The organism is Zwartia lucis (assembly GCF_965234455.1).
Taxonomy (GTDB): Bacteria; Pseudomonadota; Gammaproteobacteria; order Burkholderiales; family Burkholderiaceae_B; genus Zwartia; species Zwartia lucis.
Genome location: NZ_OZ248475.1, coordinates 149,233 through 169,869, shown reverse-complemented (window position 1 = coordinate 169,869; position 20,637 = coordinate 149,233). Strand labels below are relative to the sequence as shown.

Here is a 20,637-nt window from a genome sequence, read left to right as displayed (position 1 = left end):
GCCCAATCACGATCGGTTGAGCTCTGCGCGTAAAGTCGCAAGAACGGGCTGGACATCAGGACGCTTTCCATGCCATAGAAAAAAACTCTCAGCGGCTTGACCCACCAGCATACCCAAACCATCACTGATTTGAGAGGCTCCCTCTTTTTTTGCTTGAAGCATAAAGGCGGTTGGTTTGGCGCCATACATCATGTCGTAGGCCCAGGCGCCGGGTGCATAGAGTCCCAAGGGTAGTTCGGGGGTCTCGCCGGTCAAGCTGCTGGCACTGGCGTTAATGACAAGATCCCAACCGGTGGGGTCCAAGGCTTCATTCAAGCGACCTGCCGACAGTACTTTCAAGGCGATCGGTGACGCGGCGTGCCATTCAGCGACCAGCGCCTGGGCCCGCTCGGCTGTTCGGTTGACGACGAGCAGTCGGGCGCAGCCTGTTTCAAGCAAGGGGCCTAGTACGCCGCGCGCGGCACCCCCCGCACCTACCATTAGGATTCGTGCACCCTCGCACCGGACTCCTAAGCGTTTCAGGTCTGCAACTAAGCCCACGCCATCCGTATTGCAGCCATGCAAGACGCCTTGACGCATCCATAGCGTGTTGACCGCTTGCGCTTGTTGTGCCCGCGCACTGAGGTGTGCCCGAGCCAGCTCCCACGCTTCGAGTTTAAAAGGGACCGTGACATTGAGTCCCCGACCGCCATTGGTGAAAAATTGCATCACGGTGTGCGTGAATCCATCTAGTGGCGCTTCCAGATGTTCGTAGATCAAGGAGATATGGGTTTGCGCTGCAAATTGTTGATGGATGGACGGTGAGCGGCTGTGTTTGACGGGATGACCGATCACCGCAAAGCGCGCCGGTGTGGACGAGGAGGGTATGGATGTCGATTTGACGTTGAGGGTCATGGTTGTCGTGCCTCTAGTGTGCCGTGAACGAAATGCCAGGTTCGGGTCAGAACAAGCTGGTCGATTTGTCGAGCCATGTCAGCGGGAAAAGGCGCGAAGGGTGCCGAAAGTTGGGCAATACGTCGCACGGCTTGGTTCAGTAAAGGTTTGTCGGAGGGGCGATTAATCGTGAGGTCCACAATCGTTCCATCCGCGCGTATGGTCAAGGTCGCTTGCACGCTGCCATAGAACTTGCCATCAACGCCACTGGGGTAGTGTTCCGTGCCGACTTGTTCAATACGCTGCCGCCATTGATCAATATAAGGTGCATAGGAGGTTTTGCGCGCAGATACAGCATTAAAGTGTTTGCGAGGTTGTGCGTTGTCGCGCTCAACCCGCTGTTTTAGTACGGCGATTTGTCCGTTGAGAATCACACTGTCTTGATCGACTTCGTCCTCTCCGGCGATATCGCTTGAGTCGGTGGGGTTTGTTGCGGGACGACCTTGGGTGACCCGCTCACTGGACATGAGTAGGGTGAGAAGCTCTTGCTGTTGCAGTTCAAGTTGTTGCCTTTGTTGGGTCAGAGCCTCGAGCATGACGGGTTCGACGGACTCGCCCGCGAGCGGAACGAGCGTCGTTTGGTAGCCGGTTTGCGCGTGGCCGCCGCCGTCAACATTGGCTTGTGCGAGTAGTTGCGCCTGACTAGGCTCGCTTTCTGTCGCGGCATTGACCATGACAATTTCGAGCTCAGAGGGTCTAGGTGTCGAAACGGGGGGCGCAGTCCTATGCCAAGCGATTAATGCCAAGTGTATGGCAACAGACAACAAAAGCCCCCAGCGTAAAAAACGCTGCTGCGCAATGAGCCAGCTTGCGATGCCGGGCGAAGACGCCTCTGCGAGGGAGGGATTGCTGATGTTCACGTCGCTTCGATCAGATCCTCAGGTGGTTGGCTATCCATACTCTCGATAAAACGGCAATCCATGTCAAGCGCAAGTTCGTCAATAGCCGTGATCTGTAATAAAACGCGCTGTCCCCTGTCGATTGCAGGGAGTCCGGCTAAACGCACGATCATTGGGGCATGGCTCAGGCGCACCAAGTCCTCTTTGAGTACAGTGGCTTCGCACTCAGTGATATTTTGCTGTTGTAGCCAGCGCAAGCACCAGTAGCGCTCCATGCTGTTCTGAAAGTCATGCCATGCGACATATTGTGACTCAAACCCGCCGATGATGGCGAATAAATCAGCATCGCGAGGTTTGAACGGAGCGACCAGAGGCGCGGACACGCCATGCTCGATCGCCGCGATCAGTTGCCACTGATTCACGAGGTCGACGTAGCGTCGTAATGGCGAGGTGCACCATGCGTATTGCGCAACGCCGATCGCCTCGTGTGGAAGTGCGTGCGTACTCATGCGTACACGTCCAGTTTGTTGTGAACGATAGATGCCGGGAAGGCCGTGCGTCGCAAGCAAGCCACCCCAAGTGCTATTGGCCAAAATCATGAATTCGGCGACCAATCGATCCAGAGGTGCATTGCGCAGGCGCGGCACGATCCGCACGGTTGAGTGAGGATCGTTTGGGTCGCCGTCCACGTAGAAACTGTATTCGACGCGATTGTTGTTTTCAGGCTTGCCGCGGACGATCTCGCGTTGTTTGCAAAGCGCGAGCGACAGTTGCCAAAGCGGTCGAATCCAGTCGTTATAGGGAAGTTCGATGCTTGGGTCCGCTAAGGACTCTTCGGTGATGAAGTCATCTAGAGCGTTGTGACGCAAATTGGCGCGTACGGTCAAGCGTTCGAGACGACTTTCGTGCGAGAGGATTTCTCCTGTAGCGGGGTTGGCGGTGACGTACAGCGACAGCACCGGGACAGGGCGACCCTCGTCTAAGGAAAAAGCGGCGATCACTTCGTCAGGTTGCATCGGAATTTTGTCGCCTGGCATGTAGACCGTGGACATTCTGGCGCGTGCAAGTTTGTCGAGTGCGCTGTCTTTAGTGACGGATAGACCAGGCGCTGCGATGTGGATCCCGACGCGCAAATGACCATCTGGTAACTGAGTGACTGACAGTGCATCGTCGATTTCGGTGGTGCTGATATCGTCCACCGAGTAGGCCTCAACGTCTGCGAGTGGGAGCTCGTGTGCGCTCTCCGGGACGTCGCAGGGTGCAAAGTCCGTCCCGCGAGGAAAATAGTTTGCGAGAAAGCGTCCCTTGTGCAGCGCCAGCGCATGCGGCCAGGCACCCGCATCGAGCAGGAGCCGTTCGGGTGAGGTTTGGCGTTGTGCGCAGGCCGCGTCGAGTGCTTTCCAAGCCTGTGAGTTTTTATCGGGCTTAGTCACCAAGGACATCGCGGACAGAGCAACCTCTGGTGGCAGTTGGCCTGCAGCGATCGCTTGCGCCCACTCCTCGGTTTGTAACGCTGCCCGTTGCTTCTTTTCCTGAGCCGCGAGTGCCGCAGCCAAAATCTCAGGAGGTGCCGCGCGATAGCGACCTCTGCCCCGGCGATGAAAATAAAGCGGGGCGCTATGTAGCCTCAGCAACAAGCTTGTTTTTTCAAGAGTATCGGGCGAATGTCCGAAATACTCCGCACCCATGGTGTCAATGTCAAACTCATCAGCCGGCGCACATTCCCAGAGAAAAGGCAGGTCGATCTCGTTGGCTAAACTTTCTGCCTGAGGTAGCAGTACGTCCGGTTTGGGGGTCGCGAACGTGAACAGGCAGTTGGCTCGCTTGACCTTGCTGCGTTTGCCGGACTCCGACTCGACTTGCAGTGTCGCATCGGCTTCGGCCATGATGTGGCCTGTTTTAAACGCGCCATCTTCTTCATATAAAACGTACATGGATATTGGTATTCCGGTGAATCTAAAAAGAGAGCTTGTTAGGCCGACGAGGCGGCGAGCGCCTCAAGGAGTCGACCATGCACGCCGGCAAAACCGCCATTGCTCATGATCACAATGTGGTCCCCCGCCTGCGCCGCGTGTTTGATCGCTTGAATGAGTGGCTCGATTTCGTGATGCGCTTGCATGCGTGAGCCAAGCGAGGCGAGCACTTCGGCAGGCTCCCACCCTAGGGCTTGTTTACCTTCGCGTTGTCCATAGCAAAAAACCAAATCCGCGTCGGCTAATGCTGCGGGCAAGCGTGCCGCTATGGTACCGAGTTTCATGGTGTTGGAGCGTGGTTCGAGCACGGCGAGGATACGTTGCGCGCCTATCTGCGCGCGCAAACCTGCCAGAGTCGTTGCGATTGCAGTGGGGTGATGCGCAAAATCATCATAGATCGTGATGTCCCGGACAGTACCTCGCACTTCCATGCGACGCTTGACACCGCTGAAGTTGCAGAGCGCGGCGATGCTGTCTTGTGGTGTGACGCCGACGTGGTGAGCGGCGACGATGGCTGCGAGTGCGTTGTGCTGGTTGTGCGCCCCTGTGAGTGTCCAATCAATGTCACCGTAGTGCTCCGCACCCTTTGATACTTCAAAAGAGACTGCATCAAGTGTGCGAGTTTGCCAACCGTCGTGCGTATTGATTAAGGTGTGCCCGGCCCAGCAGCCACGAGCGATAACCCGCGCCAGCGCATCGTCTCGCGCGGGCGTGATGACCAGGCCGCTGCGGGGAACGGTGCGCAGCAAGTGATGAAATTGGGTCTCGATCGCGGCCAGATCCGGAAAAATATCTGCATGATCGTATTCGAGGTTGTTCAAAATAGCCGTGCGCGGTCTGTAATGAACGAACTTAGAGCGTTTGTCGAAAAAGGCTGTGTCGTACTCATCGGCTTCAATCACAAAAAAGGGTTGTTCGACGTCAAAGCGCGCTGAAACCTCGAGGCCGGGTGCGACACCCCCGATCAGAAAGTTAGGTTTTTTGCCGGCGCATTGCAAAATCCAGGCCAACATAGAACTGGTTGTCGTTTTGCCATGCGTACCCGCTACGGCGAGAACGTGCTGGCGTTGCAGGACAAAGTCGCCTAGCCATTGCGGACCTGAGGTGTAAGGCAAACCTGCCTCCAGGATAGCTTCCATCAAGGGGTTGCCGCGCGAGACCACATTACCGATCACAAAAAGATCAGGCTTGAGCGCCAGTTGGTTGGGCTCAAAGCCCTCGATCAGGTCGATACCTTGCTCATCGAGTTGCGTGCTCATGGGGGGATAGACCCCCGCATCACAGCCCGTGACACGATGTCCCGCGGCGCGCGCGATGAGCGCTAAGCCACCCATAAAGGTGCCGCAAATTCCCAGTATATGCAGATGCATGAACAGTCTCCTGCCGACATTGTAGAGGCAGTTGTCTCAAGACTCGCCGGGGGTTAAACCTTGTGCGGAATCAACGTATTCGGGGCGAGGAGGCGCTATGATAGAAAACATGAAGAGAAGAACGGTGATCTTTGGAGGAGCAGGTCTTGTGGCGATCGCCACCACGGCGTGGTTTGCCTGGCAGTCGAGCTCGCGCCGCGCGCCTGCTGCGAATCGCGCAGTAGGTTTACCGGGTACGATGCCACAAAAAATCGAGCCTAATCCTCGCGTTTTGTACGAGGCGACGTTCCCAGATTTGACGGGCAGCCCGGTCGCGCTCAAGCGGCTCCTTGGTCGTCCAGTCGTCGCCAACTTTTGGGCAACTTGGTGTGCGCCCTGTGTCGAGGAGATGCCGCAGCTCGATGCCTTATCCAAATCTTTACCAGAGATTCAATTTGTTGGCATTGGTATAGATACAGCATCTAACATCTCTCAATTTGTAACTAAAATACCCGTTTCTTATCCTTTGTATGTGGCCGGTCATACTGGGATCGTCTTGGTCAGAGAGCTCGGCAATGCGGCGGGCGGACTCCCTTTTACCGTCCTGTTAGATGCAGAAGGCCGCATTTTCGACACAATTCTTGGCAAGGTTTCAACCGAGGATTTAAATGCAAAAATCGGTCGCTTAGTCGCAAAATCAAAGACGTAGATAGACAAATGGCGTGATTTAGCGTAAAAATGCGTACCTGATCATTGCTTTTGGCGAGTTGGCATGGCTCAACACCTTCTTGTTCTAAACGGACCCAATCTGAATTTGCTCGGGTTGAGAGAGCCGCATCTCTATGGGCATACGTCGCTGCCTGAGTTAGAGGCGGGTCTTGTGACGCTTGCTCAGACTCTCGGCGTTTCGCTGGCTACCTTCCAGAGCAACCACGAAGGCGCCTTAGTCGATCGCATACAAGCGGCGCGAACGGACGCAACCGATTTCATTATCCTGAATGCGGGTGCCTACACACACACGAGTGTTGCGATTCGAGATGCCCTTGCGGGGGTTAAGATTCCCTTTGTGGAGGTTCATTTGTCGAACGTTCATAAACGCGAAGAATTCCGTCATCACTCCTACCTGTCTGATCTGGCGGTAGGTGTGGTGGCAGGTCTCGGCCCATCGGGCTACGAGGCTGCAGTGCGCTTTGCCGCTCAATATGAGCTTATCTAGAACTTTACGGAAATACTATGGATCTGAGAAAACTTAAAACCTTAATCGACTTGGTATCCGAGTCAGGCATTGCTGAGCTTGAAATTACAGAGGGCGAAGGTAAGGTTCGTATTGTTAAGTTTTCACAGGCTTTACAGCCTGTCGCCTACGCTCCGGCTACTGGGCAATATGCACCCGCTCCAGCGGGCGCAGAGGGTGTAGCGTCTGCCGCAGCGGTTGCGCCCGTACCCGCAGCAGTTGTCGGACACACGGTCAAGGCGCCTATGGTTGGGACCTTCTATCGTGCGCCCAATCCAAACTCTCCTTCGTTTGTCGAAGTCGGTCAGACGGTTAAAGAAGGCGAACCTTTGTGCATCATCGAGGCAATGAAATTGCTCAATGAGATCGAGGCAGACAAATCCGGAGTCATCAAAGAAATTTTGGTTCAAAACGGTGAGCCGGTCGAGTACGGCCAGCCTCTTTTTGTGATCGTTTGATATGTTTGAAAAGATTCTGATCGCCAACCGTGGCGAAATCGCGTTGCGTATTCAGCGCGCGTGCCGTGAAATGGGTATCAAGACCGTTGCGGTCCATTCCGAAGCCGATCGCGATGCCAAATATGTCTGGCTCGCGGACGAGTCGGTCTGCATTGGCCCGCCAGCTTCGCGCGATAGCTATTTGAATATGCCGGCCATCATTGCGGCCGCTGAGGTCACTGATGCTGAAGCCATCCATCCAGGTTATGGTTTTTTGTCCGAAAACGCCGACTTCGCCGATCGGGTAGAAAAGAGCGGTTTTGTGTTCATCGGCCCGCGGCCTGAATCGATTCGTCTGATGGGCGATAAGGTGAGCGCTAAACAAGCCATGATCGCGGCCGGTGTGCCCGTCGTGCCTGGTTCGGCGGGTGCATTGCCTGATGACCCGAACGAGATTTTGCGTACGGCCCGTGAGGTCGGTTATCCCGTCATTATCAAAGCGGCAGGCGGTGGTGGTGGACGAGGCATGCGCGTCGTGCACACCGAGGCGGCTTTGCTCAATGCGGTCACCATGACCAAATCTGAAGCTGGTGCGGCGTTTAATAATCCCGAGGTCTATCTCGAAAAGTTTCTTGAAAACCCCCGTCACATTGAAATCCAGGTGTTGGCGGATGGTGGAAAAAACGCTGTGTGGCTTGGTGAGCGTGACTGCTCTATGCAACGGCGTCATCAGAAAGTCATCGAAGAAGCGCCTGCTCCCGGAATCGATCGCAAACTGATCGAAAAGATTGGTGAGCGATGTGCCGACGCCTGCCGCAAGATCGAATATCGCGGCGTCGGTACATTTGAGTTTCTGTTTGAGAATGGCGAGTTTTATTTCATCGAAATGAACACGCGCATTCAGGTTGAGCATCCTGTGACGGAGCTCATCACTGGCATTGATCTGGTGCAGCAGCAGATTCGTGTGGCGGCAGGAGAAAAATTCCTGCTACGTCAAAAGGATATTACGTTCCGCGGTCATGCCGTGGAATGTCGTATCAACGCCGAGGATCCTTTTACCTTTATGCCGAGTCCTGGCCTCATCACCAACTGGCACACGCCAGGTGGACCCGGTGTGCGCATCGATTCGCATGCGTTTAATGGCTACTTTGTGCCACCAAATTACGACTCGATGATTGCAAAGGTTATTACCTATGGCGATACACGTGCACAGGCGGTGGCGCGTATGTCGATCGCACTGTCAGAGATGGTTGTCGAAGGGATTAAAACCAATATTCCTCTTCACCGCGAATTGATGGCCGATGCAAAGTTTGTTGAGGGAGGCACCAGTATTCACTATCTCGAACACAAGCTCGCTTCCCGCGCCACTTAACAGCGTTTAATGGCACGTAACGGAAAACACGATGCGTGAACTGGTACTTTTGTGTCCTGGCTCTCTCGCAGAGCCCCTCTCCGACGGTCTGCTGGAGTCCGGTGCATTGTCCGTGTCTGTCGAAGACGCAGACCTTGACACCGACGAGGAACAGCCGCTTTTTGGAGAGCCTGGCAGCGAATCCAATACGCAAGCTTGGGCGCGTAATCGTCTTGTGGTCTTGTTGGCGGACGGTACTGATCCGGAACAATTATTGGCCAGCGCCCGTCAAGATCTGGATACAGACGCCGATCTGCCATGGCATTTACGTCTGGTTCCCGATGCGGACTGGGTCCGACTCACGCAGTCACAGTTTGGACCCATCTCGGTGGGTGAGCGCATTTTGATCGTACCGAGTTGGCATGCAGAGCAGATGCCTCAGACATCTGAGGCCGGACATATCGCGATCCAATTGGACCCAGGCTTAGCTTTTGGCACAGGCAGCCATCCTACAACCCATCTTTGCCTTGAATGGTTAGCCGATGAGTTAGCGACCGGCTCAACAGTGTTGGATTATGGATGTGGCTCAGGGATTTTAGCGATTGCCGCCAAAATGCTGGGTGCCTCAAGTGTGACAGGCATAGACATAGACGAACAAGCCGTGCAAGCGACGGCAGACAATGCAGTGGCCAATCATACAGAGGTCAATGCGCACCTGCCCGAAGGTTTGGTGGATGGTTTGTTTGATGTGGTCGTCGCTAATATTCTTTCCAATCCTCTAAAGGTTCTAGCGCCGATGCTCTCGATGCGTGTGCGTTCGGGAGGTTATTTGGTGCTGTCGGGGGTACTTGAGCGGCAGGCCTTAGAGGTCGCGCAGGCTTATGCCCCTTGGCTACCAATGACCGTCTGGCAAGCCCGCGATGGCTGGGTTTGTTTGGCTGGTCGCAAACCCTGAGGTGTTCGCATGAGTCTAATTACGCGTTGCCCAAAGTGTCACAGCGACTTCATTGTCAAACTAGAACAACTGCAAGCGCTGAATGGTTTAGTGCGTTGCGGGACCTGCTCGCATATTTTTGATGGCTTTGCGACGCTCGAAAGCCAGCTCCCCACGTTAACGCAGCGTCCAGGTGTTGAGCCAGTTCGGTTTTCAACGCCAGCAGCGACAAACGCGTCTGCAGTTTCTGTAGCCTCGGCTGCAGAGCCCGCAGTATTACGGCATCGTGCTGAAAGAAGCGAGCCCTTAGAACGTAGAGAGCAAGAGATCCCTGAGCCCGCAGTATTTACTGCGCGCGCGGATGCCGAATCCTCCAGGGCAATTCTAGGCGAGTCCCGACTTCGTGGCGAAGGCCCTTCGGTGGGGAGAACGCAGCCAGAGTTTTTAGTCGATGAAGTCGATACGCCGAGACTGAAGATGCTGCTGTGGAGTTTGGCAAGCGTACTTGCGCTTGGGTTGCTAGTCATTCAGCTCGCTTATGTTTATCGTAATGATATTGCGACACAGTTCCCCTCATTTCGCCCCGCTGTTGATGCGATGTGCTCAAAACTCGGCTGCGAAGTGAGCCTACGTCGATATATCGAGCGGATTTCAGTGTCCGTGATTGCTTTTGAGCGTCAGGCGTCTACAACCCAAGAGGGTAAGCCTGCCGAGATGTCCTTGAGATTTTCTATGCGTAATCGCTTGAATCAAGCGCAACCATGGCCTGGGCTGACTCTTGAGCTCACGGATGCGTCCGGAACTGTCGTATCACGTAAACGCATGAGTCCCAACGATTATCTCCCTACCCAATTGGTTGATAAGCCTTTCGCCTCGAATCAAGAAGTCAGTCTTATTTTGCCCGTTACTGTGACAGGTTTGCAGATTAACGGCTACACGCTTAAACCATTTTTTCCTTGAGGCATATAACATGACAGCCCCAGTTTTAATTTGTGGTTCAGTCGCTTTCGATACGATCGCAGTCTTCGAAGGACAGTTCAAAGACCACATCTTGCCCGATCGCATTCATGCGTTGAGCGTGTCCTTTTTAGTCCCTCGTATGCGCCGTGAGTTTGGCGGTTGCGCAGGCAATATTGCCTACAACTTGAAACTTTTGGGTGGACATCCGATTCCCGTCGCTACGGTTGGTGAAGACGCGTCAGATTATCTGCAGCGCTTTAAACAGCTCGGTATCGAGATCAAGATGATTCGTAGTCTGCCCGGGACCTTGACCGCGCAATGTTTCATCACGACGGACTTGGATGACAATCAGATCACGGCCTTTCATCCAGGGGCCATGGAGCGTTCTTCGGAAAATGATTTAACCGGTCATCAGGCGGCCTGGGCGATCGTGGCGCCTGACTCAAAAGCCGGCATGATGGCCAACGCCAAACGCTTGCATGCCCAAGGGACGCCTTTTATTTTTGATCTGGGTCAGGCGATGCCTCTTTTCGATGGGGATGACATTATGAGTATGCTTAGCTTGGCGCAAGCGCTCACTGTCAATGATTATGAAGCAAGCGTTGTGGAACAACGCACTGGCAAGACAATCGCGGCACTCGCTAAAAACTTACGGGCGATCGCTGTGACGCGTGGCGCAATGGGTGCGACGCTCTATACTGAGGGTCAAGAGCATCATATCGACCCAGTTAAGCCTCAAGGACTTGTAGATCCAACGGGTTGCGGTGATGCGCACCGAGCCGGTTTGTTATATGGTTTGACGCAGGGCTGGAGTTGGTCAGATGCCTGTAAACTTGGAAATCTGATGGGATCGATCAAGATCGCTTCGCGTGGTCCACAAAACCATGCGCCAAGCCGAGCCGAGATTGACACAATGCTCAGCAGCTATTGCAATTTACGATTACCTGTTTGAGCGTGTTTGAAAGGATTCTTGTGATGAATGAAAAATGTTCTATTCGGGCCAAGACTGGCTTTCGTCTAGCCTTGAGTGCGCTTGCGTTGTCCAGTATTGTCTTGGTGACGGGTTGCGCCAAACCCTCAGCCTCTGCGAATGTCTACAACTATAACCAGACGCAGCGCGATCAGATTGTCAGAAATGGAACGGTGATTAACGTACGTCCCATCACGATTCAGAGTGATCAGACATCGGGTGGAGGGGCGATTGCCGGTGGAGCGATAGGCGGCGTGGCCGGTAGCGCCGTTGGTGGCGGTACAGGGCGCACCTTGGCGGTTATTGGTGGCGCACTCCTAGGGGCGCTTGCGGGCAATGCAGTTGAAGAGCGGATGGGAAAGAAAGATGGGCTAGAGATCACTGTTCGTTTGGATAACGGTGAAACGCGTGTGATTGCTCAGGAAGCAGACTTGCCAATTATGATGAATCAACGCGTCCAGGTGGTGAGCGGCGCGGGACCGACGCGTGTGGTCCCGCTTTCAGGCAGCTAAAGCCTCATTACAGAATGAACAGCGGGAAGAGTTGGTAGGTGATGCGGTTGAGCACCATGATGGCGATTTGCGCCAAAACCAACAATACCAAGGGTGATAAGTCTAAGCCACCTAGTTTGGGCATGATGCGACGGATCGGCTCGAGCAAAGGCGCGGTCAGTGTCCGCAAGACGGGCATGACAGTTGCCATGGGATTGACCCATGTCAGCACGGCTTGAATCAAGGTGAGCCAGACAATCAGGTTGAGTGCCCAACGCCCAACCGTCGCAAAGCCTGCACCAATGACGCCCGGAATCAGCTTGACCGGGAGCATGCTTGCGGTAGACACAAACCATAACAAAAGCAGATAAGCGATCGCCGCGAGGAGCGCGCCTAGCAGGCTTGCCCAGTCGGTGCCTCCGTCTGTGGGCACCAATCGGCGCAAAGGCGTGACGAGCCAATTAGTGACTTGGTTAACGGCTTGTGAGATCGGATTAAAGGGGTGGAGCTTGACGGCTTGTAACCACGCGCGCACCAAAAGCACTGCGCCAATCAGAGTAAAGCCGATATCGAGTAGGAAGCGGAGGATTTCGCCAATCATAAGAGAGTCTGTCCCGAGTGGAGAAAAAAGATTGACATTGTCGCATGCGAGTGCGAACTCTTGGGAGACCGAGTTTGTTTATGGGATAAAAAAAACCGCCTGGCGAACCAGGCGGTTAGGTCTAGCAAACCTCAGCTAAAAGCTCAGGGACGGCCACCCGTAGGAAAAGGCCAAGACGCTGCAGGATTCAGGGCTGTTTTTGCACCTGGAGCTGCGGCGGTCGAGGGGGCAGCGGCTGCCGGCTTTTTAGCGGGAGCTTTTTTAACTATTTTTTTTTTGCAGCAACTTTGGTCGCAGCTGGCTTTTTAGCAACGGCCTTTTTGGCGGCAGGCTTTTTAGCTGCTGCTTTCTTGGCTGCTGGCTTTTTAGCTGCAACTTTCTTGACTGCTTTTACGGCTTTTTTAGCTGCTGGCTTTTTGGCCGCAGCTTTTTTTGCTACTTTCTTGACTGCTTTTTTTGCTACAGGCTTCTTAGCAGCGACTTTCTTGGCTGCTGGCTTCTTTGCAACGACTTTCTTCGCGGCAGCTACGGGCTTCTTAGCGGCTGCTTTCTTTACTGCTTTTTTTGCTGCTTTTTTGGCTGTTGCCATGGTAATACTCCTTAGTTCAGGGTCCCAAACATTAAAACCCGTGCTTGACTCCGCCCACCATGGGAGGATGTGTCGCCCGAGTTATTCATCGTCACAAGCCGCTACCAAACATCGGTAGCATGTGATTTGTGCTGATGAATCCGGCACAGCCATTTGAACTGCCTCCCATTAGGACGCGAAGCATTTCAAATGGCACCAGTTGGCAGGGTGAGCCGCCGACTGGCAAGTACAAAGTGAGATTGAAACTCTGACTAGAGACTTATTCCCAATTGAGGGCGCCTCCAGTCTGATACTCAATCACACGCGTTTCAAAGAAATTGCGTTCTTTCTTTAGGTCAATCATTTCTGCCATCCAAGGGAAGGGGTTTTCTTCTTGGGCGAACAGAGGTTCGATGCCGATCTGCTGGCAACGACGATTAGCAATAAAGCGCAGGTACGATTTGAACATGGGCGCATTCAGACCCAGCACGCCGCGTGGCATGGTGTCTTCGGCGTAGGCATATTCAAGGTCGACCGCTTTGGCGAACAGCAAGCGAATTTCTTCGCGGAAGGCTGGCGTCCAGAGTTGTGGATTTTCGAGCTTGATGGTGTTGATCAGATCAATGCCGAAATTGCAGTGCATGGACTCATCGCGCAGGATGTACATGTACTGCTCGGCAGCACCGGTCATCTTGTTTTGGCGACCCAGCGCGAGAATCTGAGTGAAACCAACATAAAAGAACAGGCCTTCCATCAGGCAAGCAAACACAATCAGCGACTTCAGCAGCGTTTGATCCGTTTCGAGTGTGCCGGTTTTGAAGTTCGGGTCTGCGATGGCGTCAATGAAAGGGATCAGGAACTGATCCTTGGCGCGAATCGAAGGCACTTCGTTGTATGCATTAAAAATTTCGGACTCGTCGAGGTCTAAGCTCTCAACGATGTACTGATAAGCATGTGTATGAATGGCTTCTTCGAAAGCCTGACGCAACAGGAACTGGCGACACTCGGGCGCAGTAATGTGACGGTAAGTGCCCAGCACGATGTTGTTGGCCGCGAGCGAGTCCGCTGTCACAAAGAAACCAAGGTTGCGTTTGATGATGCGGCGCTCGTCATCAGTCAGTCCGTTAGGATTTTTCCAGAGGGCGATGTCGCGCGACATGTTGATTTCTTGGGGCATCCAGTGGTTAGCGCACGTTGCGATGTACTTTTCCCAGGCCCACTTGTATTTGAAGGGCACGAGCTGATTGACATCGGTCTGGCCGTTGATGATGCGTTTATCGGCAACATTGACACGTGTTGCGGGGTTAGGTGCCACGGGTGAGTATGTGAGGCCGGGTGTTGGTAAAGCGGTATCGCCAAAGACACCTGTGGCCGCGCGCGCAGACATGGATGCTGCCAGTGATGCGGGTTGCACGGAGGAGAGTGCTCCGCCCAAGCCGGCAGGCGGGGCGGTTGTGGTCGTAGGTTCGTCGTTCCAGCTAAGCATAATATTTTTCCGGTGGCGGTTTATTGGCAGGCTTCGCACTCTTCGAAACCTGGATCGCCAGGTCTCATGGTGCAGGCCGCCCCGAGAATTTCAGGATCGGGTAATGTGGGAGCGGCTGAAGCGAACGTACCGCTAGTCGCGCTCGCACCAGATACATTGACTGCATTGAGCTCACCACCACGCCCTGTTGATTTTTCAGCACTCGTCGCGCCAAGCGTACGCAGGTAGTAAGTGGTCTTGAGACCACGCAACCAGGCGAGCTTGTACGTGTCGTCGAGTTTCTTGCCGGAAGCACCAGCCATATAGATATTCAGTGACTGCGCTTGATCGATCCATTTCTGGCGACGTGCGGCGCACTCGACGATCCAGTTTGGTTCGACTTCAAAAGCTGTCGCGTATAGGGTACGTAAATCGGCCGGAACGCGATCTATGCGGGACAAGCTGCCATCGAAATATTTGAGATCGGCGACCATTACTTCATCCCAGAGGCCCAGTTTCTTGAGGTCACGAACAAGGTGTTCGTTGACAACAATGAACTCGCCGGAGAGGTTCGATTTAACGTACAAGTTTTGATAAGTTGGCTCGATGCACGCGGACACACCAATAATATTCGAAATTGTTGCTGTTGGGGCAATTGCAACACAATTTGAATTGCGCATGCCTTGTAGTTTGATGCGTTCACGCAACGAATCCCAATCCAACGTACTGGATTCATCGACTTCAACATAGCCGCCACGATGTTCACGCAACAGTGCGATGGAATCATGCGGCAAGATACCGCGTGACCACAACGAACCTTCGAAGCTTGCGTAACGACCGCGTTCTGCTGAGAGATCGCTGGAGGCGCTGTAAGCGTAATAGCAAACGGCTTCCATCGAGCGATCTGCAAACTCAATCGCGCCTTGTGACGCATAAGGGACGCGCATCAAGTGTAGGCAGTCTTGGAAACCCATCATGCCCAAGCCGACTGGACGGTGACGCACGTTAGAGTTGCGGGCTTTTGCGACGGCGTAGTAGTTGATGTCGATTACGTTATCAAGCATGCGCATCGCGATCTTGATGGTGCGCTGAAGCTTGTCGTGGTCGAGAGACAGCGTGCCGTCTGCGTTTTGTTTCAAGTGCGCAGGCAAGTTGACCGAACCCAAGTTACACACTGCAATTTCTGTATCGTTTGTATTCAGTGTGATTTCTGTACATAGATTTGAGCTGTGTACGACGCCCACGTGTTGCTGTGGTGAGCGGATATTGCATGGATCTTTGAAGGTGATCCATGGGTGACCGGTTTCAAACAGCATCGACAGCATTTTGCGCCAGAGATTGGTCGCAGGCATTTTCTTAAACAAAGGCAAATCGCCACGTGCGGCTTTTTCTTCGTAGCCTACGTATGCTTTTTCAAACTCGACACCCACTTTTTCGTGCAGATCCGGGCAATCGGAGGGTGAGAACAATGTCCAGTCTCCACCTTCGATCACGCGTTTCATGAACAAGTCAGGAATCCAGTTTGCGGTATTCATGTCGTGGGTACGACGACGCTCATCGCCTGTGTTTTTACGCAGATCTAGAAACTCTTCGATGTCCAAGTGCCAGGACTCGAGGTAGCAGCACACGGCGCCCTTGCGTTTGCCACCTTGGTTGACGGCCACAGCAGTATCGTTGACCACTTTAAGGAAGGGCACGACACCTTGGCTTTCGCCGTTGGTGCCTTTGATGTGGCTTCGCATGGCGCGCACAGGTGTCCAGTCATTGCCCAAGCCGCCAGCATATTTGGCCAGCAATGCATTTTCTTTGATGGCTTCGTAGATGCCGTCCAGATTGTCAGACACGGTGGTGAGATAGCAAGACGACAGCTGTGAATGCAACGTACCAGCATTGAACAGCGTTGGCGTGGAGCTCATGAAATCAAAGGACGACAAGATCTGATAGAACTCAATGGCACGTGTTTCACGGTCCACTTCAGCAATTGCCAAACCCATCGCGACACGCATAAAGAAGACTTGCGGGAGCTCGATACGCTGACCACGGATGTGCAGAAAGTAGCGGTCATACAGGGTCTGCAGACCAAGGTAGTCAAACTGCAGATCGCGGCTTGCATCCAGTGCGGCCGCCAAGCGTGGCAGGTTGTAGCGCGAAAGCTCTGAATTCAGCAGGCCAGCTTCGACGCCGCGCTTGATGAATTCAGGGAAGTATGTGGCATAACGCGTTGCCATGTCTTCTTGCGAGGCGTCTTCGGACAAGACTTCTTTGCGGATCGTATGCAGTAGCAGACGTGCGGTCACCTTGCTGTAAGCTGGATCGTTTTCGACCATCGAGCGCGCTGCTAAAATCGCCGACTTGTAGACCTCGTCGACGGGTACGCCATCGTAAATGTTCTTGAGTGTTTCGCGCTGAATCGCGGCGGTGTCGACGAAATCACCCAAGCCGAAGCCTGCTGACTCGATCGTGGCCTGTAATTTTGCCAAATCAAGAGGTTTGCGTACGCCACCATCTACGACGTGAAGCGTTGTGGCTTCGGCCGGTGCTTGTTCAACTTTGGCTTTGGCGCGCTCTTGAGAACGGCGCTCGCGATATAACACGTAGGATCGCGCAACATCATGCTCGCCTGAGCGCATCAAGGAAAGCTCGACTGCATCCTGGATGTCTTCGATATGAAAGGTGCCACCATTGGGACGGCTGCGTACGAGCGCCTGAACGACTTGACGCGTCAAGGAATCGACGAGTTCGCGCACGCGCGCGGAGGCTGCACCTTGGCCGCCATTCACAGCTAAAAAGGCCTTGGTCATGGCGATGCCGATCTTGCTCGGCTCGAAATTGACCACTGCACCGTTACGGCGAATGATGTGGTATTGAGTCCAAGTGGCCTCTGTTAAAGGCACGTCTGTATATAAAAACTGGGGTGCGGCTTCGCGTTGCGACACTGAGCTGGTGGAAGTTTGCATTTGGGCTCCTGCAAGGTGAATGGGGCACACGCCCATTCGAATTCGGTCATAACAAGCCATGTAGTCAACCAGGAAGCCTGCGTTAGAGCTGTTAGCATCTTGGCAAGCGACCACTACATGTAGTGTTTAATTTTCTATTGGATACCAATTCTAGTGTTTGAAACGAGGCTAGGCAATCATTTAATTTATTATTTTTTAGCTATCGTTAACCCTATAGTTCAAAAAAGTGTGGTGTAAAAGCAAATCTCGGCGCTTGTCCAAAAGGGATTTTTATTAAATCAACCGAGATGTGACTGTTTTTGTCTAAATATGTAGCACTATTGCGGTTACTTATTTCGTTTTTGATGTTGTTGCGTTGAGGTGTTGATGTCCACTCTTGGTTTATTTCGCTGGTCTGCAGCGAGTCTGTGTTTAGTATTAGCGGGTTGCGGCATTCCGCGACCTTCTGACTCGTCGTTGTTGCTTGCGCCTGAAAACTTACCTGAACCTGTCTGTGTCGCGCCGTCGGCAGAACAGTCGCTAACAGGTGTTTGGTATGTGGTGCGTAAACAAGCGGATGTCGCAGGCGAAGTTCAGACGCTATTGACGTTGACGGCCGACGGTAAGATGCGTCAGCAGATCCGTGTCAAACAGGGACGTAATATTCGTTCTGAGCTCCGCGAAACGGGCTGTTGGGAAGCACCACAAGGAAAACTTGTGGTGCGCATCAGTCGCTCGAACGGTGAAATGGTCGATTACCGCGACCCGATGTACACGCTGACTTACTTAATAGAGCGTAACGATTCGCGCCGGGTTGTCTTTCGTGAGGACAAGCCGGGTAGCAAGCCGATGACTGGCCAGCGCGTTCAAGACAGCTTTAGGCTGATGTAAATCACTCGTGGAATGCGAGTGATGTCAAACTAAAGCGAGTCTTTCCAGTACTGTATTTTTTCCTAAAATTTCCAACACGGCATCGATCGCCGGTGTTTGCGTGATGCCCGCCACGGCAACGCGCAAAGGAATAGCAAGCTGAGGCATCTTTAAGCCATGCGTCGAAAGCGTGGACTTAATTAACGCACTGAGCGCTGCCCGTGTCCACTCCAATTCGGCGGCTTGCGAGGCAAAATCTTTTAAAACAAGACGCGTTGGCTCGGTTAGATGTTGAGCAACGAGCTCCGGCGCCGCCGGTTCAAACGCACCACAAAACAACATGGCGCTATCGGCGAGCTGTTCAAGCGTTTCTGCGCGGTCTTTTAATAAGGCAACGACTTGGGTCAACGCGACTTTTTGCGTGTCACCCCCACGTGCAGTGATGCGCGGAGCAACCGCACTGGCAAGGGCTGAATCATCGCTCTGCTTGATATAGTGGGCATTGACCCAATTGAGTTTTTTGGGATCCCATTGCGCGGCGGACTTGGATAAATGTTGTGGATCAAACCACGTGACGAGTTGCTCGCGAGTGAACAGTTCGTCATCGCCATGACTCCAGCCCAAACGCGCCAAATAATTGATCATGGCCTCGGGTAAATAGCCATCCCGATCATACTCCATGACACTCACCGCGCCATGTCGCTTGGAGAGTTTTTCGCCGTCCGGTCCCAAAATCATGGGCAGATGTCCGTACTCAGGCACAGGAACGCCGAGGGCGCGCAAAATCGTAATCTGGCGGGGTGTGTTGTTGACATGGTCGTCGCCACGCAGCACATGGGTAATACGCATGTCCCAGTCATCCACGACCACGCAAAAGTTGTAAGTCGGCGTGCCGTCGGGACGCGCGATGACGAGGTCATCGAGTTCGCTGTTATCGAAGGTAATGGGCCCCTTGACCATATCAACCCAGCCCGTCGCGCCATCCTGTGGGCTTTTAAAACGCACCACGGGTTTGCGATCCGAAGGGATAGGCGGCAAGGTTTTGCCGGGCTCGGGACGCCAAGTACCGTCGTAACGTGGCTTTTGACCCAGCGCACGGGCGCGCTCACGCATCTCGTCGACTTCGGCAGGAGAGCTGAAGCAATGATAGGCGGTGCCCTGCGCGAGCATGCTGGCCACGACCTCGCGGTAGCGAGCCATATGCTGCATTTGGTAGAAAGGACCTTCGTCAGGGGTGAGACCCAGCCAAGCCATGCCATCTAGGATCGCTTGAACCGCCTCAGGGGTCGACCGCTCAAGATCTGTGTCCTCGACACGCAAAATAAAGGTGCCACCAAAGTGTCTGGCATAAGCCCAAGAAAATAAAGCAGTACGTGCGCCACCCAGATGAAGAAAACCGGTGGGCGAGGGCGCAAAGCGTGTACGAACAGGTATTGAAGGGGAAGACATAAATAAAACCTATTAAATCAGCACGCTTTGTAAAAAACGTGAAATGTCGTGAATTTCCTCTGGGCAGACGGAGTGCTGCATCGGATAGGTATGCCACTGGACGGCGTAGCCAAGCGCGGCGAGTTTTGCTCGGGAAGCTTCAGCGCGCTCGAGGGTGACAACGGGGTCATGCGTACCGTGGGCCAGAAAGATCGGGGTGTCCACATTGGCGGGTTGACGTTCGCTGTCCGCCATATCGATCAGGGGCAAGTAGCCGGACAATCCCATCAGTCCCGCGAGCTTGAAGGTTGAACGCAAGCCCGTGTGCAAGGTCATCGCGCAGCCTTGAGAAAAGCCGGCAAGCACGATCCGTTCGGTCGGGATGCCGCGCGCGTTTTCGCGAGCAATCAAGGCCTGAATCGCGCGCTCAGAGGCACGAATGCCTTGCTCATCCTCGCGTTTGACGAGGTTGGGTGTCAGGATGTCATACCAAGAGCGCATCGCCATGCCGCCGTTGATGGTCACAGGCTGAATCGTGGCATGTGGAAAGACAAAGCGTACAGACAGTGAGGCGGGTAAGCGCAACTCATGTACGATGGGCGCGAAATCGTGCCCATCGGCGCCAAGGCCATGCAGCCAAAGGACACAATGTGTTGGATTGGGGCCCGTGTTGTGCTCGACGCATTCAAGCAAAGTATTGGTCGTCATGCTTCGGTATCCGGATCTTGGAGAGTTTTGAGCGCCTGAAAAAGCGCGCGATAATGTTTGCGTTGTGGCTCTTGGCCTTGTCGCAGAGATTCATTCGCCGTGGCTTCTTTGCGCCCTTCACGAATGAGCGTGCGGATATGCTGAATATCCGCCTGAGGATATTTTTCCAGCAAGGTGGTGAGGGCGCTGTCTTCTTTGAGCAGGCGATCACGCAAGGCTTCGAGGCGATGCATGGCTCGCGTTTGGTCACGAGAGCCGTTTTTCCAAGTGTCCAACAGCGTGCGGATTTCCTCAGCAGGGGCATCCCGCATCAGTTTGCCGACGTAATGAATCTGCCGTCGAAGGCCTTCGCGACTCGTTGTGCGCTGTGCCAGACGAATCGCGTCATAGAGGCGCTCGGCCAACGGTAGTTGTTTAAGACGCTCTGGGGACAGGTCCACCAGTTCGCGTCCGAGGTCGACCAAAGCAAGCATGTCGCGCTTTAATTGCGACTTGCTGGGGCCGTCGTAGAGGGACTCATCGGTCCCGTCAGGTGTTTGAGGTAATTCTTGTGTCATACGGCTATCATAAAGCCTCACGCTAACGGACTA

19 protein-coding genes and 1 pseudogene are annotated in these 20,637 nt (G+C 53.9%); 9 read left to right on the top strand and 11 right to left on the bottom strand.

Translation table 11 applies throughout. From position 1 onward, the window contains the following. Positions 1 to 6 precede the first annotated feature (6 nt). From aroE to mpl, 4 genes are read right to left on the bottom strand one after another with little or no spacing between them, the layout of a single operon-like run. The gene (gene aroE / locus AC8GE9_RS15120) at positions 7 to 894 is read right to left on the bottom strand and encodes a shikimate dehydrogenase (RefSeq protein ID WP_506677986.1); all 888 of its coding nucleotides are present in this window, start codon (positions 892 to 894) and stop codon (positions 7 to 9) included. After that, a complete protein-coding gene (locus AC8GE9_RS15115; RefSeq protein WP_506677985.1) occupies positions 891 to 1,793 on the bottom strand; it encodes an energy transducer TonB in 903 nt (300 codons plus the stop codon). The genes aroE and AC8GE9_RS15115 overlap by 4 nt, the downstream gene beginning before the upstream one ends. Then, entirely contained in the window at positions 1,790 to 3,706 is a 1,917-nt protein-coding gene (locus AC8GE9_RS15110) for a ribonuclease catalytic domain-containing protein (protein ID WP_506677984.1), read from the bottom strand. The genes AC8GE9_RS15115 and AC8GE9_RS15110 overlap by 4 nt, the downstream gene beginning before the upstream one ends. A gap of 38 nt (positions 3,707 to 3,744) precedes the next feature. Continuing rightward, the gene (gene mpl / locus AC8GE9_RS15105; RefSeq protein ID WP_506677982.1) at positions 3,745 to 5,115 is read right to left on the bottom strand and encodes a UDP-N-acetylmuramate:L-alanyl-gamma-D-glutamyl-meso-diaminopimelate ligase; all 1,371 of its coding nucleotides are present in this window, start codon (positions 5,113 to 5,115) and stop codon (positions 3,745 to 3,747) included. 109 nt (positions 5,116 to 5,224) lie between these two features. On the opposite strand from mpl, the gene AC8GE9_RS15100 reads away from it, so the two are divergent. The 8 genes from AC8GE9_RS15100 (at position 5,225) to AC8GE9_RS15065 (ending at position 11,492) form a co-directional block, all read left to right on the top strand. Further along, on the top strand, positions 5,225 to 5,803 hold the full coding sequence (locus AC8GE9_RS15100; RefSeq protein WP_506677981.1) for a TlpA family protein disulfide reductase: 579 nt from the start codon (positions 5,225 to 5,227) through the stop codon (positions 5,801 to 5,803). A gap of 63 nt (positions 5,804 to 5,866) precedes the next feature. Continuing rightward, complete coding sequence (gene aroQ / locus AC8GE9_RS15095) at positions 5,867 to 6,310, top strand: type II 3-dehydroquinate dehydratase (RefSeq protein ID WP_506677980.1); 444 nt, start codon at positions 5,867 to 5,869, stop codon at positions 6,308 to 6,310. Between the two features lie 17 nt (positions 6,311 to 6,327). Then, entirely contained in the window at positions 6,328 to 6,786 is a 459-nt protein-coding gene (gene accB / locus AC8GE9_RS15090; RefSeq protein ID WP_506677979.1) for an acetyl-CoA carboxylase biotin carboxyl carrier protein, read from the top strand. A 1-nt stretch (position 6,787) separates the two neighbouring features. Then, positions 6,788 to 8,137, top strand: coding sequence for an acetyl-CoA carboxylase biotin carboxylase subunit (gene accC, locus AC8GE9_RS15085; protein ID WP_506677978.1), 1,350 nt, complete (start codon positions 6,788 to 6,790; stop codon positions 8,135 to 8,137). 31 nt (positions 8,138 to 8,168) lie between these two features. Beyond that, the gene (prmA, locus tag AC8GE9_RS15080) at positions 8,169 to 9,071 is read left to right on the top strand and encodes a 50S ribosomal protein L11 methyltransferase (RefSeq protein WP_506677977.1); all 903 of its coding nucleotides are present in this window, start codon (positions 8,169 to 8,171) and stop codon (positions 9,069 to 9,071) included. A 9-nt stretch (positions 9,072 to 9,080) separates the two neighbouring features. Then, the gene (locus tag AC8GE9_RS15075; protein WP_506677976.1) at positions 9,081 to 10,010 is read left to right on the top strand and encodes a zinc-ribbon and DUF3426 domain-containing protein; all 930 of its coding nucleotides are present in this window, start codon (positions 9,081 to 9,083) and stop codon (positions 10,008 to 10,010) included. Positions 10,011 to 10,020: 10 nt separating this feature from the next. Then, positions 10,021 to 10,962 carry a carbohydrate kinase family protein gene (locus tag AC8GE9_RS15070; RefSeq protein WP_506677975.1) on the top strand — a complete coding sequence of 314 codons (942 nt, stop codon included), beginning with the start codon at positions 10,021 to 10,023 and terminating at the stop codon, positions 10,960 to 10,962. A gap of 23 nt (positions 10,963 to 10,985) precedes the next feature. After that, positions 10,986 to 11,492 carry an outer membrane lipoprotein gene (locus AC8GE9_RS15065; protein ID WP_506677974.1) on the top strand — a complete coding sequence of 169 codons (507 nt, stop codon included), beginning with the start codon at positions 10,986 to 10,988 and terminating at the stop codon, positions 11,490 to 11,492. 7 nt (positions 11,493 to 11,499) lie between these two features. Here AC8GE9_RS15065 and AC8GE9_RS15060 read toward each other — a convergent pair whose 3' ends face one another. The 4 genes and pseudogenes from AC8GE9_RS15060 to AC8GE9_RS15045 form a co-directional block, all read right to left on the bottom strand. Then, positions 11,500 to 12,072 carry a YggT family protein gene (locus tag AC8GE9_RS15060; RefSeq protein WP_506677973.1) on the bottom strand — a complete coding sequence of 191 codons (573 nt, stop codon included), beginning with the start codon at positions 12,070 to 12,072 and terminating at the stop codon, positions 11,500 to 11,502. Positions 12,073 to 12,215: 143 nt separating this feature from the next. Then, positions 12,216 to 12,661 (bottom strand): annotated as a pseudogene (locus tag AC8GE9_RS15055) (histone H1-like repetitive region-containing protein). A gap of 259 nt (positions 12,662 to 12,920) precedes the next feature. Further along, positions 12,921 to 14,126, bottom strand: coding sequence for a ribonucleotide-diphosphate reductase subunit beta (locus tag AC8GE9_RS15050; RefSeq protein ID WP_506677972.1), 1,206 nt, complete (start codon positions 14,124 to 14,126; stop codon positions 12,921 to 12,923). Positions 14,127 to 14,146: 20 nt separating this feature from the next. Then, positions 14,147 to 17,062 carry a ribonucleoside-diphosphate reductase subunit alpha gene (locus AC8GE9_RS15045; protein ID WP_506677971.1) on the bottom strand — a complete coding sequence of 972 codons (2,916 nt, stop codon included), beginning with the start codon at positions 17,060 to 17,062 and terminating at the stop codon, positions 14,147 to 14,149. 366 nt (positions 17,063 to 17,428) lie between these two features. On the opposite strand from AC8GE9_RS15045, the gene AC8GE9_RS15040 reads away from it, so the two are divergent. Next, the gene (locus tag AC8GE9_RS15040) at positions 17,429 to 17,932 is read left to right on the top strand and encodes a hypothetical protein (protein WP_506677969.1); all 504 of its coding nucleotides are present in this window, start codon (positions 17,429 to 17,431) and stop codon (positions 17,930 to 17,932) included. A gap of 24 nt (positions 17,933 to 17,956) precedes the next feature. Here AC8GE9_RS15040 and gltX read toward each other — a convergent pair whose 3' ends face one another. From gltX to yjgA, 3 genes are read right to left on the bottom strand one after another with little or no spacing between them, the layout of a single operon-like run. Beyond that, positions 17,957 to 19,360 carry a glutamate--tRNA ligase gene (gene gltX, locus AC8GE9_RS15035; RefSeq protein WP_506677968.1) on the bottom strand — a complete coding sequence of 468 codons (1,404 nt, stop codon included), beginning with the start codon at positions 19,358 to 19,360 and terminating at the stop codon, positions 17,957 to 17,959. 12 nt (positions 19,361 to 19,372) lie between these two features. Then, positions 19,373 to 20,047 (bottom strand): alpha/beta hydrolase, encoded by a 675-nt coding sequence (locus AC8GE9_RS15030; RefSeq protein WP_506677967.1) that lies wholly within the window; start codon positions 20,045 to 20,047, stop codon positions 19,373 to 19,375. Further along, positions 20,044 to 20,604, bottom strand: coding sequence for a ribosome biogenesis factor YjgA (yjgA, locus tag AC8GE9_RS15025; protein WP_506677966.1), 561 nt, complete (start codon positions 20,602 to 20,604; stop codon positions 20,044 to 20,046). The genes AC8GE9_RS15030 and yjgA overlap by 4 nt, the downstream gene beginning before the upstream one ends. Between the last annotated feature and the right edge of the window lie 33 nt (positions 20,605 to 20,637).

What these genes read in the sequence shown, in the direction of transcription:
- AC8GE9_RS15030 (WP_506677967.1), bottom strand. Translation starts at nt 20,047, where the DNA reads ATGACGACCAATACTTTGCTTGAATGCGTCGAGCACAACACGGGCCCC.
- AC8GE9_RS15065 (WP_506677974.1), top strand. Translation starts at nt 10,986, where the DNA reads ATGAATGAAAAATGTTCTATTCGGGCCAAGACTGGCTTTCGTCTAGCC.
- prmA (WP_506677977.1), top strand. Translation starts at nt 8,169, where the DNA reads ATGCGTGAACTGGTACTTTTGTGTCCTGGCTCTCTCGCAGAGCCCCTC.
- AC8GE9_RS15060 (WP_506677973.1), bottom strand. Translation starts at nt 12,072, where the DNA reads ATGATTGGCGAAATCCTCCGCTTCCTACTCGATATCGGCTTTACTCTG.
- accC (WP_506677978.1), top strand. Translation starts at nt 6,788, where the DNA reads ATGTTTGAAAAGATTCTGATCGCCAACCGTGGCGAAATCGCGTTGCGT.
- mpl (WP_506677982.1), bottom strand. Translation starts at nt 5,115, where the DNA reads ATGCATCTGCATATACTGGGAATTTGCGGCACCTTTATGGGTGGCTTA.
- AC8GE9_RS15100 (WP_506677981.1), top strand. Translation starts at nt 5,225, where the DNA reads ATGAAGAGAAGAACGGTGATCTTTGGAGGAGCAGGTCTTGTGGCGATC.
- gltX (WP_506677968.1), bottom strand. Translation starts at nt 19,360, where the DNA reads ATGTCTTCCCCTTCAATACCTGTTCGTACACGCTTTGCGCCCTCGCCC.
- AC8GE9_RS15070 (WP_506677975.1), top strand. Translation starts at nt 10,021, where the DNA reads ATGACAGCCCCAGTTTTAATTTGTGGTTCAGTCGCTTTCGATACGATC.
- AC8GE9_RS15045 (WP_506677971.1), bottom strand. Translation starts at nt 17,062, where the DNA reads ATGCAAACTTCCACCAGCTCAGTGTCGCAACGCGAAGCCGCACCCCAG.
- AC8GE9_RS15050 (WP_506677972.1), bottom strand. Translation starts at nt 14,126, where the DNA reads ATGCTTAGCTGGAACGACGAACCTACGACCACAACCGCCCCGCCTGCC.
- accB (WP_506677979.1), top strand. Translation starts at nt 6,328, where the DNA reads ATGGATCTGAGAAAACTTAAAACCTTAATCGACTTGGTATCCGAGTCA.
- aroQ (WP_506677980.1), top strand. Translation starts at nt 5,867, where the DNA reads ATGGCTCAACACCTTCTTGTTCTAAACGGACCCAATCTGAATTTGCTC.
- AC8GE9_RS15075 (WP_506677976.1), top strand. Translation starts at nt 9,081, where the DNA reads ATGAGTCTAATTACGCGTTGCCCAAAGTGTCACAGCGACTTCATTGTC.
- yjgA (WP_506677966.1), bottom strand. Translation starts at nt 20,604, where the DNA reads ATGACACAAGAATTACCTCAAACACCTGACGGGACCGATGAGTCCCTC.
- AC8GE9_RS15040 (WP_506677969.1), top strand. Translation starts at nt 17,429, where the DNA reads ATGTCCACTCTTGGTTTATTTCGCTGGTCTGCAGCGAGTCTGTGTTTA.
- AC8GE9_RS15110 (WP_506677984.1), bottom strand. Translation starts at nt 3,706, where the DNA reads ATGTACGTTTTATATGAAGAAGATGGCGCGTTTAAAACAGGCCACATC.
- aroE (WP_506677986.1), bottom strand. Translation starts at nt 894, where the DNA reads ATGACCCTCAACGTCAAATCGACATCCATACCCTCCTCGTCCACACCG.